The organism is Armatimonas sp. (assembly GCF_043760365.1).
Classification (GTDB): Bacteria; Armatimonadota; Armatimonadia; order Armatimonadales; family Armatimonadaceae; genus Armatimonas.
In genome coordinates this window covers 1-15791 of the sequence record NZ_JAYUPA010000340.1, presented here as the reverse complement: position 1 = coordinate 15791, position 15791 = coordinate 1, and the positions used below count along the sequence as shown (strand labels likewise).

The 15791-nt window shown below is 59.7% G+C and carries 13 protein-coding genes and 1 pseudogene; 11 read left to right on the top strand and 3 right to left on the bottom strand.

Features of this window, described 5'->3' with window-relative positions; genetic code table 11:
• The first annotated feature begins 30 nt into the window (after positions 1-30).
• The 5 genes from ACH2EH_RS08360 (at position 31) to ACH2EH_RS08340 (ending at position 4792) form a co-directional block, all read left to right on the top strand.
• Complete coding sequence (locus tag ACH2EH_RS08360) at positions 31-489, top strand: RNA-guided endonuclease InsQ/TnpB family protein (RefSeq protein WP_395140702.1); 459 nt, start codon at positions 31-33, stop codon at positions 487-489.
• Between the two features lie 104 nt (positions 490-593).
• Positions 594-1877, top strand: a complete 1284-nt coding sequence (locus ACH2EH_RS08355; RefSeq protein WP_395140700.1) for a M16 family metallopeptidase — start codon at positions 594-596, stop codon at positions 1875-1877.
• 55 nt (positions 1878-1932) lie between these two features.
• Complete coding sequence (locus ACH2EH_RS08350) at positions 1933-3237, top strand: sulfatase (protein WP_395140698.1); 1305 nt, start codon at positions 1933-1935, stop codon at positions 3235-3237.
• A 174-nt stretch (positions 3238-3411) separates the two neighbouring features.
• Complete coding sequence (locus ACH2EH_RS08345; protein ID WP_395140696.1) at positions 3412-3645, top strand: hypothetical protein; 234 nt, start codon at positions 3412-3414, stop codon at positions 3643-3645.
• A gap of 367 nt (positions 3646-4012) precedes the next feature.
• Positions 4013-4792: a DUF899 family protein gene (locus ACH2EH_RS08340; protein WP_395140694.1), complete on the top strand. Its 780-nt coding sequence runs from the start codon at positions 4013-4015 to the stop codon at positions 4790-4792.
• A 21-nt stretch (positions 4793-4813) separates the two neighbouring features.
• Here ACH2EH_RS08340 and ACH2EH_RS08335 read toward each other — a convergent pair whose 3' ends face one another.
• Both ACH2EH_RS08335 and ACH2EH_RS08330 read right to left on the bottom strand, forming a co-directional pair.
• A complete protein-coding gene (locus tag ACH2EH_RS08335) occupies positions 4814-5260 on the bottom strand; it encodes an HNH endonuclease (RefSeq protein ID WP_395140693.1) in 447 nt (148 codons plus the stop codon).
• 62 nt (positions 5261-5322) lie between these two features.
• Complete coding sequence (locus ACH2EH_RS08330; protein ID WP_395140691.1) at positions 5323-5544, bottom strand: hypothetical protein; 222 nt, start codon at positions 5542-5544, stop codon at positions 5323-5325.
• Positions 5545-5579: 35 nt separating this feature from the next.
• Here ACH2EH_RS08330 and dapB point away from each other — a divergent pair, with 35 nt between their 5' ends.
• From dapB to ACH2EH_RS08300, 6 genes are all read left to right on the top strand, one after another.
• A complete protein-coding gene (gene dapB / locus ACH2EH_RS08325; protein WP_395140689.1) occupies positions 5580-6314 on the top strand; it encodes a 4-hydroxy-tetrahydrodipicolinate reductase in 735 nt (244 codons plus the stop codon).
• 2 nt (positions 6315-6316) lie between these two features.
• Positions 6317-8911, top strand: coding sequence for an ATP-binding protein (locus ACH2EH_RS08320; protein ID WP_395140687.1), 2595 nt, complete (start codon positions 6317-6319; stop codon positions 8909-8911).
• A 16-nt stretch (positions 8912-8927) separates the two neighbouring features.
• The gene (locus tag ACH2EH_RS08315; RefSeq protein ID WP_395140685.1) at positions 8928-11585 is read left to right on the top strand and encodes a DUF1553 domain-containing protein; all 2658 of its coding nucleotides are present in this window, start codon (positions 8928-8930) and stop codon (positions 11583-11585) included.
• A 182-nt stretch (positions 11586-11767) separates the two neighbouring features.
• Positions 11768-13219, top strand: a complete 1452-nt coding sequence (locus ACH2EH_RS08310) for a DUF1501 domain-containing protein (RefSeq protein WP_395140683.1) — start codon at positions 11768-11770, stop codon at positions 13217-13219.
• A gap of 113 nt (positions 13220-13332) precedes the next feature.
• Positions 13333-14091: a class I SAM-dependent methyltransferase gene (locus ACH2EH_RS08305; protein WP_395140681.1), complete on the top strand. Its 759-nt coding sequence runs from the start codon at positions 13333-13335 to the stop codon at positions 14089-14091.
• Positions 14088-15368 carry an NAD(P)/FAD-dependent oxidoreductase gene (locus tag ACH2EH_RS08300; RefSeq protein WP_395140679.1) on the top strand — a complete coding sequence of 427 codons (1281 nt, stop codon included), beginning with the start codon at positions 14088-14090 and terminating at the stop codon, positions 15366-15368. The genes ACH2EH_RS08305 and ACH2EH_RS08300 overlap by 4 nt, the downstream gene beginning before the upstream one ends.
• Positions 15369-15407: 39 nt before the next feature.
• Here the strand turns inward: ACH2EH_RS08300 and ACH2EH_RS08295 are convergent.
• Positions 15408-15791, bottom strand: a pseudogene (locus ACH2EH_RS08295) (hypothetical protein); the annotation flags it as partial.

Sequence of the window (15791 nt, the reverse complement as noted above, 5' to 3'; positions counted from 1 at the left end):
CAGGGGCACCCACCCCGAAGGGGAAGGGTCATCAGCCGTCGCCTTGTCGAATCGGCGGCTGTCTCTGGTAAGGCAATCGCTCTTGAAGACCTTAGTGGTATTCGAGAGCGGGCTTCGGTTATGCACAGAGACGGAGGTTCGAGCCTCAGACGAGAAATGCGTTTTGAGCTTGGAAATTGGGGATTCGATCAGTTGAGGAACTTTATCGAGTACAAAGCCAGACGTGCAGGAGTACGTGTTGTTGCGGTTGACCCGCGCAACACTTCCCGTACTTGTTCTGCCTGTGGCTGCTGCGATAAACATAATCGAAAATCTCAATGCAAATTCCAATGTTTAGAATGTGGCCTGATGATGAATGCGGATTTGAATGCCGCACTCAACATCAAGGCACGGGGCAATGTAACTTGCCCTATAGACGGGGAAGCGGGTTCGCCTGCCTCCACTGTCAAAGCCTCCCGGGTACCCTTTGGGTGCTTAGGCAGGGGATAAGTTACAGTTCTTGTGCAAATGTATCTTTCTTCGCAAAGTCTGGCAACGGTATTGCGCATAAACTGGCAAGCTTGACAGCTTAAAAAAACGGTACACTTAGCGTTATGGTTGAAAATGTCTCCCGAACCGTTCTGCCCAATGGCGTGCGGGTTGTCACTGAAAATATTCCCACCGTTCAGTCGGTCTCCGTGGGGCTCTGGGCTAGTGCGGGCTCACGCGATGAGGAGCCGCGCCTGCGGGGAATCTCTCACTTTTTAGAGCACATGTTCTTCAAGGGCACCGAGCGCCGCCCCAGCGCGAAAGAAATCGCCGATGAGATGGACGCGCTGGGCGGCTACCTCAACGCGTTTACGGACAAAGAGTTCACGTGCTACTACGCCCGCGTTCTCTCCGAGCACTTGCCCGTGGGCTTAGACATTCTCACGGACATGCTCACCGGCTCGCTCTTCGATCCCGATGAAACGGCCAAGGAGCGCAAAGTGGTTCTTGAGGAGATCAAGCGGCGCGACGATGACCCGGAAGACATGGTGCACGATCTCTTTGCGGAGACAATCTACCCGAATCACGCGCTGGGCCTGCCGGTGATTGGGAGTGTCGAGACAGTCTCGGCGTTCACGCCTGAGGATCTGCGCGGCTACATCGCGCGGCGCTACGGGCCAAAAAGCTTGGTCGTGGCTGCTGCGGGGAACTTAGAGCACGCTGCGGTTGTGGCGCTGGCGGAGCAGATGCTGGGCGGCCTCGTGACCGGCGAGGCCAACGGCACACTCACGCGCCCGGTCGCAGCTCCTGGCAAGCTTCTCTACAGCCGCCCCACCGAGCAGGTGAACTTCTGCGTGGGCGTGGATGGCTACGGGCAGCACGACGCGGAAAAGTACCCGCTGGCGATCCTAGATAATATTCTGGGCGGCTCGATGGGTGCTCGGCTTTTCCAGGAAATTCGAGAGAAGCGTGGCCTGGCCTACTCCGTGGGTTCCTATAGTGCGACGCACCGCGAGGGGGGCTACTTCGCCGCGTACGGCGGAACGTCGCCGGAGAACTTTGAGGAGTGCCTTGACTTAGTGCGCGCCGAGTTTGAGAAGGTCCGCAAAGACGGTGTGAGTGAAGCCGAGCTTCAGCGCTCGAAAAATCAATTTCGGGGCGCACTCATCATGGCGCAGGAGTCCATGAGCAGCCGCATGACTCGCCTGGGCAAGTCTGAGCTCTACTTCGATCAGGTCGTCCCGCTCGCCGAGGCGCTCGCCAAGATTGATGCCGTCACGGTTGCGGATGTCCTCGCTGTCGCGCAGGCCATTTTGCCAAAAGACTCAAGCAAGCTGACAATTGCCGCTATCGGGCCGTTTGAAGAGGCCGACAAAGAGGCGCTCGCAGAGCTTGAGGGCGAGGACTAGACTAAATGCGACTCATCCACCTCTTTCTGGCACTGCACGTTTCGGGAGCGCACTGATGCAACCGAACTTTGTCTTTTTTCTCACGGATGACCAACCCTACAATGGTCTAAGCTGTACGGGCAATCTCGTCCTGAAAACCCCAAATATTGACCAGCTTGCCGCCGAGGGCATACTGTTTGAGAACGCTTTTGTTACCACAGCGATTTGCTGTTGCAGCCGCGCGAGTGTCTACACCGGCCAGCACATGCGCCGCCACGGGGTTGAGGACTTTAAAAAGCCGCTCTCGGCGGCGCAGTGGCAGCAGACCTTTCCCGCGCTTCTGCGTCAGGCGGGCTACCGCACGGGCTTTCTGGGCAAGTTCGCCATTGGGGCACCTCAGCCAAACAATGCACTGGCTCTGCCCGCCGACCAGTTTGATCTCTGGTACGGCTTCCCCCAGAGCATTGCCTTCAAGCAAATGGTGAACGGCCAAGATCGCTACCTCACCACGGTAATGACCGAAAAAGCCGTCGCGTTTTTGAAGGAGACCAAGAACGAGCAGCCGTTCTGTTTGATTGTTGCGCTAAAGGAGCCGCACGGGCCGCTGGACTATTTTGACCCGGAGTACAAAGACCCGTACACAAACGCCACGATTCCGCCGCCGAAAAATCTCACGCGTGCCTCGTTTGAGGCGCTCCCGGAGAAAGTGCAGGGTAGCCTCGGAGCAACTCCCCAGTGGTTTGAGAAGCCCGCGACCTACCAGGCGGCGATGCGCAAGACCTATGCCTACACCAGCCGCGCCGATGCCGCCGTGGGGGAGATCTGTCGCGCGCTCAAGGCGCAGGGGCTGGATCAGAACACCGTGGTGATTCATCTCTCGGACAATGGCTCGATGGACGGAGCGCATGGACTAGATGGCAAGTGGCTGATGTACGAGGAGTCTATTCGCGTGCCACTGATTATCCGTGACCCGCGTCTGCCAAAGTCAACGCGCGGGCGGCGCTCGCAAATGGCGCTGAATATTGATGTCGCCCCGACCATTCTGGCGATGGCGGGCGTTGCGATTCCCAAAGGCATGCAAGGGCGTGACCTTCAGCCGATCTTGCGCAACGCGAGGGCAAAGGGCCGCGACGACTGGTACTACGAGCATACCTACAGCACCGATCCCCCACGCAAGCCCATTCCCAAGAGTGAGGGCGTCCGCACCGAGCGCTGGAAGTACATTCGCTACACGGAGCAACAGCCGCCACGGGAGCAGCTCTTTGATCTTGCAACCGATCCTCAAGAGGAGCGGGACTTAGCGAGCGATGCCACGCACACCAAAACCCTCACCAGGCTCCGTTTCCGCTGCGATGACTACCGAAAAAACCTTCAGCTCTAGTTTCCGGTAACTATGGATACCCCCAAGTTATCGGAAACTAGAGTTATAGGAAATCTCACCAGTTCGCCCTCTAACTCCCCTCAAGGACACTCCATCTGTCTTTTTGGTGCACCTGTCCAAACTGAAAAACAAAGGCTCTTTCCTGGTGGTATATGTAAGTGAGGAGCATCGTACATGAGAGTTATTCAGGAAGAGAATCATCAAGGCCATCGAATTGTCGTTGGGGAAAAACCGGGTATCGGCTATATTGGGAGAAGCCCGATTCGCCAGTGGAGCTACCGAGTTCTGCTTAATGATGAAGACATCTCCGAGCGCGTGGTGGTGAGTGGCATGAAGCCCGATCAGCTCATCCAGAGTGCCCGCCATCTTCTGGCCCATCGCTTGAGTAGCTCAAAAGCTAGTTTATAAGCCACATCCACCCTTAGCGGAAAGAGATGACAAGTAGCTTTGGCAAAATAAAGTTTGCTTGTTGAGCTTTTTGCACGAATCCCTCCCCCGCCGACAACCGCCTATTTCAGTCGTCCGCCGATTGAAATCGGCGTCTAAGAGCCTCGTTCCTCGGCTATGAAGTCGCTCCGCGACTGAGAACTTAGGAACCCGGTAGTCGCGGAGCGATTTTTTGGCCGCAGGCCCCCCAGACGCCCACTTCCAGTGGGTGGATAACGATTCATGCAAAAGGCTCTGTTGTAATGCTTTCCGCTTTCTCTCCACGTCTCCCAGTACAGAAAGGATAGAAGATGGCCTGGCTGGTTTAAGGCCAAGCAAGGAAACAACCATGAAAGCAACACCCCCTATTGTCGATCGGCAGACCTGGAACGCCAAGATCGCCGAACTCCGGGGCCGAGAGAAAGCCCACACCCGCGAGGGGGACGCCCTCGCCGCCGCGCGTCGCCGACTGCCGATGGTCGAGGTGGATCCCACCACACTGGTTATCGGAAAGACCGGCGCAATCTCGCTGCTCGACACGTTCGAGGGCCGCTCCCTGCTGTTCGCCTCGTACCACATGTGGCATACGGGTCAGCCCGCCGCCCAGCAGTGCGAAGGTTGCACTTTCAACTCCGGCCAGGTGCGGGAGCTGTCGTACCTGCACGCGCGCGATGTCACCTACGCTGTCTTCTGCGAGGGCCCCTACGACGAGAGCAACTGCTACCGCGAGTTCATGGGCTGGGAGATGCCGTGGTACTCCGTGCCCGAGGTGTCGCAGGATCGCCTGATCGCTGGGCGTCATTTCGGGATGAAGGTGTGCTACCTGCGTGACGGGGACCGTGTTTTCGAGACATATTGGACCACGGCCCGTGGGTGCGAAGTGATGAACGGCAGCTTCGGGATGCTCGACATAACCGTCTACGGCCGGCAGGAACATTGGGAGGACTCGCCCAAGGACTGGCCGGTAATCTACGGATCCCACAGCAATTCGTACCGGCTCATGGAGGATGGGAGTGCGCCTCCGTCCGCCAGGGAGGGCCGTCCCACCCCGCAGTGGTCCCGCCTCGCCGCTGGTCACAGCGACGATCTTGGAAGCACCGCTGCGGCCAGCGAGCGTCACTGCCACTGAGCGAATTCTTTAGGGGTAGGACTATTTCAGTATGTTTTCCCGATGCCACTGGAGCGCAATGGGATTGGGGAGGTAGATTGGGTCTTTGGGCTGTACGATGGTCTTACCATTTTCTACATAGACCAAATCGTTGATCAGCTTTGGTGCGACAATTATCTCGTAGCTGTCGCTCAGGCTCCAGGCTCCAATGTCGAATCCCCAGTGGTGGTTTTTGCAGAGCGCCAGCCCATTTCGGGGATCGTCGTTGTGGAACTCGGAGAACGGCAGGATATGTGCCCCGTCCACTAGGCTACTGTTCCCCAGCCGCGCCGATGCTTGACAGACACAGCACGCGAAGCCATACAGCTCTTTCACCACTTTCGGGAAGAGCTTGCTACGCACAAAATAGCCGTCGGTGTTTTGTTCTTTGATCGTTGGATGGAGCCTGAACTTTGCCTGAGCTTGCTGCTTAAGTGTCTCTGCCTGCAAGGCAAGATAGCTCGTGGTCGCCCCCTCAGAAACCTCCGTGGGCTGGCCAGAGAAATAGGTCGCTAGTAGGTGGCTCCGCAGAACCTCCCGCGTGTGACTCTCGGCGAGAAGTGGCCATAGGTCGTCGGCAAAGCGCCCCCCATCGCAGAGCGTCCGGCGTTGATCTCCTGAAAGATCGCCAGCAGGAGAATAGGCTTGTGCGGAGCTGCGCCTTTCACTTTAGTGACGTTGCGATGGAGCATGCTAAATCTCTCCAGATATGCTGCAAGCGCTTCCTGCATCATGGCTTCAGTGTACCCTCGCACGGTACACTGAGTTTATGATTAGAGTTGCTGTTTCCGGTGCGTTGGGCCGGATGGGGAGCGAGGTGGTGCGTGCGGTCACCGAGGCCGAGGGCATGGAAGTGAGCGTGCAGATCGAGGTGGGCGATGACATGGGGGCGCTTCTACGCGAGAGTCAGCCCACCGTGATGGTGGACTTCACCGTGCCGTCGTCGGCGATGACCAATATCCGCACGGCGCTGGAGAATAAAGTCATTCCGATTGTCGGAACCACGGGGCTCTCGCCCGCTGATTTGGACGAGCTACGGGGGCTCTGTGAAAAGCACCAGACAGCCTGTTTAATCGCACCGAACTTTGCCATTGGAGCGATTCTGATGATGCAGTTCGCCGCGCAAGCCGCCAAGTACCTGCCCGATGTCGAGATTATCGAGATGCACCACGAGAAAAAAGTGGATGCGCCCTCCGGGACGGCAGTAAAGACAGCGCAGATGATCGCGGCGGCACGGACGGGAATACCTACCGCCAAGCCCGAGAATGCGTTTGAGAGCCATGCGGGAGCCACGGGGGCCGAGGTGGACGAGATTCCCGTGCACTCGGTGCGCCTGCCGGGCTTTGTGGCCAGCCAGGAAGTGATCTTTGGGGCGCAGGGGCAGCGCCTCTCTCTGCGCCACGACTCGCTAGACCGCACGAGCTTCATGCCCGGTGTCGTGCTTGCGATTCGCAAGGCCGCGAGCCTGACGGGGCTGGTCTATGGCCTGGAGAACCTCCTCTAGCTATGCTACCCCGGGGAATTGCCCGGAAAATCTTCCTGGGCTATGTCTTGCCGCTGATTGTCTTGCTGGTTGCCGGGCTCCTGGTGCCGGTTTTCCTGTGGGGTTTTGCGGGGCGCTACCGGGGGGAGTTTGCCGCGCGCAAGGAGCTGGCCAGCCGGGTGGAGGTGCTGATGCACGCCGCCGAGGACGTGGCCAAAGCGGAGCGGAGCTTCCAGCGCTTCAAAGACCCTACTTTTCGCGCTGCCCAGAGCCAGGCACGTTATATCTATCGAACGCGTCACCAGGAGATTAGTGTCTGGTTTGAGGATCATCCCGCGCCCAAACTGCGTGACTCGTGGGCAACAGCGCACGCCGCTTTTTTAGTGTGGGACAGGAAAGCCAATCGCACGGAGACAGGATTTGCTCCGGTGGCGGCGGCGATGGAGCGTCTCAACCAGCAGGTGATTCAGGAGCGTGAGCGCTACGAGCCGCTCTATGTCACGGCGGATATTATTCGAATTGTTGGGCTGGTGCTCTTCCCTCTCGGAGCGCTGGCGAGTGCGCTGTCCATTGGTCGCTCTATCGCCCGCTCGATCACGGAGCCGTTGGAGGAGCTGGTGGCAACGGTGGAGCGCCTGGAGCGCCGGGAAATTACCTCTAAAGACCTTCCGGATGCGGGGGACCGAGACGACGAGGTAGGGGAGCTCTGGCAGGCTCTCCAGCGCATGGCGGAGACGGTCACCGAGCGCGAGGCAACCCTGGAGGCCCGCAGTGAGGCGCTTGCCACAACAGGGCGGCGGCTGGAGTCGGTGCTCAATGCAACCAACGACGGTATCGCACTTTTGAGCCGGGAAGGGCGCTTTCTGATGGCAAATCCACGCTTCGCCGGACTTTTTGGCATGGAACCCGAGGATCTCCTCGACCAGAGCTTCGCCCGGATGGGCCCGCGCCTCCTCTCGCTCTTCAAGGCGGGCGATCAGGAGCCCGCCCGCCTGCGCCTGCGCGAGGTGCTCCGCGATACCGAGCACGTGGCCGAGGAGACCTTTTCTCTGGCGCGGCCCTTCCCCCGCGTGCTGCGCTTCTTCTCCGCGCCCGTGCGCACCGAAGGGACTCTCATTGGCCGGATTGTGGTGCTCCGCGATGTCACCCGGGAGACGGAGGCAGATCGGCTCAAGAGTGAGTTCGCCTCGACAGTTTCCCACGAGCTGCGCACTCCTCTGACCGCCATACACGGCAATGTCGCCCTACTGCTCTCCGAAAAACCGGGCACCCTCACCGAGGATCAGCGCGAGTTTCTCACTCTCACCCAGATCAGTGTCCAGCGCCTCACCGAGCTGATCACGGAGATGCTCGATCTCTCCAAGCTAGAGTCGGCGGGGCTACAGATGGTCCGCGAGCCCGTGGAGTGTGGCCCGCTGGCCCGGCAGCTGGTGCGGACGATGGAGGAGCAGGCACGGGCACGGAGCATCACTCTGACCCTCATGGCTCCCGAGGAGCTTCCCCCGGTTCTGGGGGATCGGGATCGAATTGCCCAAGTACTCATGAACCTGATCTCCAATGCCCTCAAGTACACTCCAACCGAGGGGAAAGTGGTCGTGCGTCTCGGTGTGGAGCAGGCACAGCTTGTCGTGCGGGTCTCGGACACGGGAATTGGGCTGACATCGGAGGATCGAACTCAGCTCTTTGCCAAGTTTTTCCGCGCGGATAACTCCACCACGCGCCGTGTGGGCGGCACGGGCCTAGGGCTGGTGATCTCCAAGGCGATTGTTGAGAAGCTGGGGGGGACGATCTGGGTGGAGAGCACTCCAGGCATTGGGAGTACCTTCGCTTTTACCTTGCCTCTGGTAAGAGAGAGCACAGAGGAGGAGCGTCATGCCGCCGCTCTGGCTCCTGCTCGTGTACCAGGGCCGCGCCGCTTTCTCTTGCTTATCCACGACCAGACCGTTGTTTTACACCGGCTCAACCATGCGCTTAGTCAGCAAGGAATGATTCTCAGTGCCGCCGCCGTTCCTGCGGAAGCGCTTCGCCGTACTCGCGATCTTCGCCCCGATGCACTGCTCATCCCGCCGTTCACCACTGCCTTTGATGCGTTTCAACTGATTCGGAATCTGCGTGCCGACCCCGCCACGGAGCGCACGACAGTTCTCCTCTACGGGCTTCGTGCGAGAGGCAATACCTTCGAGTTTCGCGACACCCTGGCTCTTGCCGCACCAGAGCGCCTGAGCTCCGCACTCGCCCAGCTGACGACGGATGAGCCTGCACGCAATCGTCCCGTGGTAGTGGTCGGTGAAGAGGCTTTCTTTCACACCGTCCAAGAGCTCTGGCAGCGCCAGAGGCTCTCGCCTCTGCTCTGGTGCAAGAGTAGCGACGAGCTTGTCGGAAAAGTGGGGCCGCTCTGTCCGCTGGTTATAATCTACGACACACAGAACCAGGACGCTCGGGCGCTGGGAAGTTTTGCTCAACCATTGCGGGAGCGCCATATCAATCAGCGTATTGTCTGGCTCTTTGTGGGGGAGTTCGGCTCTCGAACGCGGCTTTTAGTACCCCATGGGGCGGGAGCAGTCCCCCTGGATCGCGCTGCCACAACAATCCAGGAAGCCATTGTGGCGGCAATCTAGTACAATCAAAATTACGATGAAGCGACGTTTGCTCTGTTTTTCCTTGTTCCCCACACTGGGCTTGCTCACTGCCGCCTTTTCCGCCCCCGCTCCCGTGGACTACCGGCGCGAGGTTCGTCCGATCCTGGCCGCCAACTGCCTGAGCTGCCACGGGGCGGATGAGCACAAGCGCTCGGCGGAGCTGCGGCTGGATCAGCCGAATCGTGCCGTGGTGCCCGGTGATATCCTTGCCAGCAAGCTGCTCTGGCGCGTGGCACGGCCCGTCGGCGATGCTCTACGCATGCCCCCCAAAGAGACAGGTCACACGCTGACCGAGGCGCAGCTCACGACCCTGCGGCGCTGGATCGGGCAGGGCGCAAGATACGAAGGGCACTGGGCATGGCAAGCCCCCCGCACCCGTGTGTCTGGCATTGATATTCTCATCGCCGCTCGCCTCGCCAAAGAAAAGCTCGCGCTCTCGCCCGAGGCCGACCGCTGGACACTGGCGCGGCGCGTGGCGCTGGACGTAACCGGGTTGCCGCCGAGCCTCAAAGACGCCGAGGCGTTTGTGAGTGACAAGGCTCCCAATGCCTATGAAAAGTTCGTAGATTCGCAGCTTGCCTCCCCCCACTTTGGGGAGAGGTGGGCGCGGGTCTGGCTGGATCTGGGGCGCTACGCCGACTCGGCGGGCTACGGCTCCGACCCGCTTCGCCCCAATTTATGGCCGTGGCGCGACTGGCTGATCACGGCCTTTAACAGCAACAAGCCTTTTGACCAGTTCACTCTCGAAATGCTTGCGGGGGACTTACTGCCTCACTCCACGGAAGACCAGAAGATCGCCACCGCGTTTCATCGCAACACGATGACCAACACCGAGGGCGGCACCGACGATGAGGAGTTTCGTCTTGCTGCGGTCAAGGATCGAACGATTGTGACGATGCAGTCCTGGATGGGGCTGACCTATCAGTGCGCACAGTGCCACACGCATAAGTTCGACCCGATTACGAAGACGGATTTCTACCGAACCATGGCGATCTTCAACCAAACCGAGGACAACGACCAACCGGGCGAGTCGCCAACAATGCCGGTTCTGGCAGCGGCGCAGCGAGCGCAGAAGCTCGTGCTGGAAAAAGAGCTCGCGGAGCTGGAGAAAGTGCGTGCGGCGGAGCCTTTGGGGAAAGCCCCAAGCGCCCGCTTTGTCCGGGTCACGCTCCCGGGCACGGCGTTTCTCATGCTCGCCGAGGTGCAGGCGCTCAGTGGCAGTGAGAATGTCGCACGCAAGGGCAAGGCGAGCCAGTCCAGCACAGATTTTGAGGGCGAGGCGGCGCGGGCCATTGATGGCAACACGAGTGGCAAGTTTCCAGACAACACCGTGACGCATACTAAGCAAGAAGCCAACCCGTGGTGGGAGGTGGACTTGGGGATGACCTATCCGCTCCAGAGTGTCGCTGTTTGGCCGCGCACCGATGCCCACCCCGGCATGCTCGCCAATGTCCGCATCACGCTCTACGACGAAAATCGGAAAGTGGTCGCCGAGCAGAGCCTTGCTGGGAAGATTCTCACTGCCAAAACTGCGCTCCTCACCGACAGTCCGACGGCACCGAAGATCGCGCAGAAACAGGCCGAGCTGGCCGCGCTCAAGCCGATCCCGCTTCCCGTGCTCCGTGAGCTCCCCGAGGCCAAGCGCCGTGTCACGCGCTCGCTCACGCTGGCGAATTTCCTCACACCTGAGGAGGTCGTCACGCCCGCAGGCCCGGCGACATTTACGAAAAAGCCCTTGACAAATCGCCTGGAGCTGGCCAAGTGGCTTGTCTCCCCCGAGAATCCCCTCACGGCGCGCGTTCAAGTCAATCGTTTTTGGGCACAGCTCTTTGGTGTGGGGCTGCTAGAGACTGAGGAGGACTTCGGAACGCAGGGGGCAACGCCGTCGCACCCGGAGCTGCTTGATGCTCTTGCGCTAGATTTCCAGAAAGACTGGAACGTCAAGCGTTTCCTCAAGACAATCGTGATGAGCCGCACCTACCAGCAGAGTAGCAAGGTCACGCCTGACAGACTTGCACGGGATCCACGGGTTCGTCTGCTCTCACGCTACCCGCGCCGCCGCCTAGACGCCGAGGGGATCCGCGATCAGGCGCTTTTAGTAAGTGGGCTGCTCTCCCCCAAACTCGGTGGCCCCAGTGTCTATCCGCCCCAGCCCGACGGCCTCTGGAAAGCCGCATTTAACGGCGAGCGGAGCTACCCCACCAGCACTGGCGTAGACCGCTACCGGCGTGGGCTCTACACGTTCTGGCGGCGCACGGTTCCCTATCCGAGCATGCAGACCTTCGATGCCCCCAGCCGCGAGTTCTGCACCCTGCGCCGCATCCCGACGAACACACCACTCCAGGCGCTAGTGACATTGAATGACCCCGCCTACCTAGAAATGGCGGTCGCGCTGGCAAAGCGGCTGCAAACCGAGGGAGGTACCATGCCCGCCGACAAAGCACGCCACGGCCTGCGCCTCGCGCTTTCTCGCCCCGCAAACCAGGCGCAAATTCCGCCGCTGGTGGCGCTGTTTGAGAGCGAGAAAGCCCACTACGCGGCAAATCTGATAGAGGCCAAGAAGCTCACAGGGGCTGAGGATGCCGAACTCGCCGCGTGGACGGTGGTCGCCAATGTTTTATTGAATTTAGATGGTGTGCTGACGAAGGGATAACCGCCTTGCTTTCTCGCTCCCATGAACGGGAGCGTCTTATTGTCGCTTCGCGACACGAAGGGCGTGCCGCCCATATCCCGGGGCAGCTCGGTATGGCTGGAACGGCCTTTGTGTCGGAGCTTGCGAGGACAATATCACGCCCCCGTTCATGGGAGCGGTCAGAGGAGCGAAGAAAAACGAACATGACTGAACTGGAACTACTACAAGCCCGCGCGATGTCGCGGCGGACGTTTTTTGGCAAAGCGGGTCTCGGGCTAGGCGCTCTAGCAATGGGAGCGCTGGAAGCCGACGCTTACCCCTCTCCCACCCGAAGGGCTTCGTTATTGGGAGAGGGGTCGGCGAAGCCGGGGGTGAGGGCCAAAGCCGTGATCTACCTGCACATGTCCGGTGCGCCGCCGTCGCTGGACCTGTTTGACTACAAGCCAAAGCTCAATGAGCTAAATCTTCAGGACTGCCCGGATTCTTATCTCAAGGGCGAGCGCTTTGCCTTTATCAAGGGCAAGCCCAAGCTACTCGGCTCGCCGCACAAGTTCAAGCAACACGGCCAGACGGGTGCGTGGATGTGTGACTTGCTCCCCCACACGGCGAGCATTGCCGATGAGCTGGCGGTGATCCACTCGATGTCTACGGAGCAGTTTAACCACGCGCCCGCCGAGCTGTTTCTCTACACAGGTAATGCCTTCCCCGGCGGCGCGGCGCTCGGCTCGTGGATGACCTACGGGATCGGGACAGCCAATAAGGACCTGCCCGGCTTTGTCGTGCTCCTCTCCGGCGGCACCGACCCGACGGGCGGCAAGAGCCTCTGGTCCAGCGGGTTTCTGCCCAGTATCCATCAAGGGGTTCAGTGCCGCTCCGTGGGCGACCCGATTCTCTATCTCTCCGACCCGCCGGGCATGGATCGCCAGACCCGTCGGCGCAGCTTAGACGCGCTGGAGAAACTCAACCGGCAAGAGGCCTCCGCTCTCGGGGATCCGGAGACCGTGACACGTATCTCGCAGTACGAGCTGGCCTATCGCATGCAGCTCTCCGTACCGGATTTGATGGACATCAAGAAAGAGTCACAGGCGACGCTGGATCTCTACGGCGCGAAACCTGGCGAGTCTAGTTTTGCCAATAACTGTCTTTTAGCGCGAAGACTTGTGGAGAAAGGCGTGCGATTCGTCCAGCTCTACGACTGGGGCTGGGACATTCATGGCACGGGCGCAGGCGACGACTTAGTGACAGCACTTCCTGGCAAGTGCCGCGACACAGACAAAGCCTGCGCCGCGCTGATCAAGGATCTCAAGCAGCGTGGGATGCTCGACGATGTCTTAGTGGTCTGGGGCGGCGAGTTTGGCCGCACACCGATGAACGAAGCGCGCGGCGGCAGCAAGTTCCTAGGCCGCGACCACAACCCCAATGCCTTCACGATTTGGATGGCAGGCGGTGGCACCAAGCCCGGCAGCTACGGCCAGACCGATGAGCTGGGCTACAAAGTTGTTGAGAACAAAATGACGATCCGCGATCTCCAGGCCACGATCCTAGACCGCGTCGGCCTCGATCCCTTCAAGCTCCACTTTGACTACCAAGGGCTCGGCAACCGCCTCATCGGCCCCACCGATGAGGGGCGCGTGATTCGGGAGCTGAAAAAGTGAAAAAAATCAATCCCAAGGCGCTCCAAAAATGCATCGCCGCCATGGCGGTGATGGCGTACTCAGCAGCCGAGCTAGACTGGTTATTCTAGATTGCAAAATCTGGTGCAACTATAATGAGACGACTTCACTTTATCGAGCTGACGGATCTGCCGGGCTGGCCGACGGTCTTTCGTGATGGAGCGACCGACTATTTGGAGACGGTGGTGCGTCTGGCCAATCCGTACGCGAAGATTGTCCCAAAGCTGGCGGCGGCGCTGGAGGCGTGCCAGGCTACCAACGTTCTGGATCTCTGCTCGGGGGCGGGCGGGCCGTGGGCGACGCTCTTGCCGCTGCTGGAGGGGCAGAAACCCGACGTACTCCTCACGGATTTCTACCCTAACTTGGCGGGATCGGCACTGCCGTACCACATAGAGCCTGTGGATGCGACTAAAGTGCCTGAAGCGCTCGCTGGCTTTCGGACGCTCTTTGCCAGCTTTCATCACTTCCGCCCGGAGCAGGCCCGCGCGATTCTCGCCGATGCCGTAGAAAAACGCCAGGGAATCGCGGTTTTTGAGGCGACGGCACGGACGATACCCGCGCTTCTGGGGATGCTCTTTGTCCCGCTCGCGGTCTGGATTATCACGCCCCGGATTCGTCCGGTGCGCTTCTCTCGGTTGTTCTTTACCTATCTGATTCCCATCTTGCCTTTCGCCGTTTTTTTTGATGGCTTTGTCTCCTGTCTGCGTACCTACACACCCGACGAGCTGCGAGAGCTGACGGCGGGGCTGGATCAGAGCTACACCTGGGAGATCGGGAGCGAGCCCGTCGCCCACTCCCCGATGCCTATTACGTACCTGATCGGCTTACCCAAGGAAGGTACACTAAGAGCATGAGCAGAATGAGTACGAAACCGAAGGTGGTGATTGTGGGCGGCGGATTTGGAGGTATCGCGGCGGCGCAGGGGCTGAAAAATGCGCCCGTAGATGTCCTGGTACTGGATAAGACTAACCACCATGTCTTTCAGCCGCTCCTCTACCAAGTGGCGACCGCGGCGCTGGCTCCCACGGAGATTACCTACCCGATCCGCTCTATCTTGCGCAAGCAGAAAAACGCGACCGTGTGGATGACGGAAGTGACGGGCGTGGACGTGGCGGCGAAGACCGTTGCCACCGCCGACGGGAAGGCGATTCCCTACGATTATTTGATTCTTGCCTGCGGGGCGCGCCATAGCTACTTTGGCCGTGATGACTGGGAGCCGCTCGCACCGGGGCTAAAAACCCTAGGCGATGCGCTGGAGATGCGCCGCCGGTTTCTGGTCGCCTTTGAGGAAGCCGAGATGTGCGACGATCCCGCACTGCAGCAAGCCTGGCTGACCTTTGTGATCGTCGGCGGCGGCCCCACGGGCTGTGAGCTGGCGGGAGTGCTACCGGAGCTCGCCAAGAAAGCCCTGCGCCCCGACTTTCGCCGCGTGGATCTCACCAAAACACGCATTCTGTTGATCGAAAACAGCCCCTGCATTCTCAATACTTTCCCCGGCGTACTGGCCCAACGTGCCCAGGAAGACCTGAAGCGCCTGGGAGTCGAGGTCAAGAACGGTGTCAAAGTGACCGACATTCGCCCCGATGGGGTGTCGCTCTCGTCGGGCGAGGAGGTCGCGGCCCGCACGGTGTTCTGGGCGGCGGGCAACAAGGCCGCACCGGTTGGAGGAAGCCTGGGAGTCGCTACGGACCGAGCCGGGCGCGTGATTGTGGGGCGGGATCTCTCGATTCCCGGCCACTCCGAAGTGTTTGTGATCGGCGATATGGCCCAGGCCACCCTCCGCGACTCCAACGGCGAGCCCATCTCCGAGAAGCTTGTTCCCGGTGTCGCTCAAGGCGCGGTGCAAGGCGGAGCGTGTGCGGCGCGCAACGTCATCCGGCGCGTCAACCACCACCCCACCGAGGCGTTTAAGTACCATAACCTGGGGGACTTAGCCGTGCTAGGGCGTGGAGCCGCCATCGCAAGCTTACCGGGCCTCAAGCTCAAAGGCTACCCCGCGTGGCTCTTCTGGCTCTTTATTCATGTCCTGAAGCTCATCGGCTACCGCAACCGCCTCAATGTTTTGTTAGAGTGGGCCTACGCCTTTTTCACCTACCAGCGCGGTGCCCGCCTCATCACTCGCCGACGGTAAGTACAGTAAGCGCAGTGAGGTGCTCTAAGCGTGGTCTGGTTACGGGTTGAGGTCTGCGCTACCAGTCTTGAGAAGAGAATAGGCACAAGAAAACGCAAAAATCTCTTTGCGTGACGTGCTTTGTAGTGATTTTCTTGGAATTTTGATAGTAAGCTTAGAGATTTTCCGACGTAGCGACTTCCACCAGGCCTCAGTCGCGGGCAGAGCAGCGTTACCGATGATTCTATAATGATTGCCTATCCACTCAAAGGATGATAAGCCGCAGCAACTATCTTTCTCGCTTCCATCAAAACGGAGATTGAGCCAGATTATACCGACATGCCCTGCGCCAAAGTTTGGTGTCCTAGAGTCTGCTCCTACTCGCTTCTCCATCCACCCGGACCAGGGATCAAGAATCTCCTGGCTTGGCTTCCCAAGCTCTCT

Bases quoted from the DNA above. Each gene is read 5' to 3' on its own strand.
- ACH2EH_RS08355 (WP_395140700.1), top strand. From the start codon at position 594: ATGGTTGAAAATGTCTCCCGAACCGTTCTGCCCAATGGCGTGCGGGTT.
- ACH2EH_RS08350 (WP_395140698.1), top strand. From the start codon at position 1,933: ATGCAACCGAACTTTGTCTTTTTTCTCACGGATGACCAACCCTACAAT.
- ACH2EH_RS08345 (WP_395140696.1), top strand. From the start codon at position 3,412: ATGAGAGTTATTCAGGAAGAGAATCATCAAGGCCATCGAATTGTCGTT.
- ACH2EH_RS08340 (WP_395140694.1), top strand. From the start codon at position 4,013: ATGAAAGCAACACCCCCTATTGTCGATCGGCAGACCTGGAACGCCAAG.
- ACH2EH_RS08330 (WP_395140691.1), bottom strand. From the start codon at position 5,544: ATGATGCAGGAAGCGCTTGCAGCATATCTGGAGAGATTTAGCATGCTC.
- dapB (WP_395140689.1), top strand. From the start codon at position 5,580: ATGATTAGAGTTGCTGTTTCCGGTGCGTTGGGCCGGATGGGGAGCGAG.
- ACH2EH_RS08320 (WP_395140687.1), top strand. From the start codon at position 6,317: ATGCTACCCCGGGGAATTGCCCGGAAAATCTTCCTGGGCTATGTCTTG.
- ACH2EH_RS08315 (WP_395140685.1), top strand. From the start codon at position 8,928: ATGAAGCGACGTTTGCTCTGTTTTTCCTTGTTCCCCACACTGGGCTTG.
- ACH2EH_RS08310 (WP_395140683.1), top strand. From the start codon at position 11,768: ATGACTGAACTGGAACTACTACAAGCCCGCGCGATGTCGCGGCGGACG.
- ACH2EH_RS08305 (WP_395140681.1), top strand. From the start codon at position 13,333: ATGAGACGACTTCACTTTATCGAGCTGACGGATCTGCCGGGCTGGCCG.
- ACH2EH_RS08300 (WP_395140679.1), top strand. From the start codon at position 14,088: ATGAGCAGAATGAGTACGAAACCGAAGGTGGTGATTGTGGGCGGCGGA.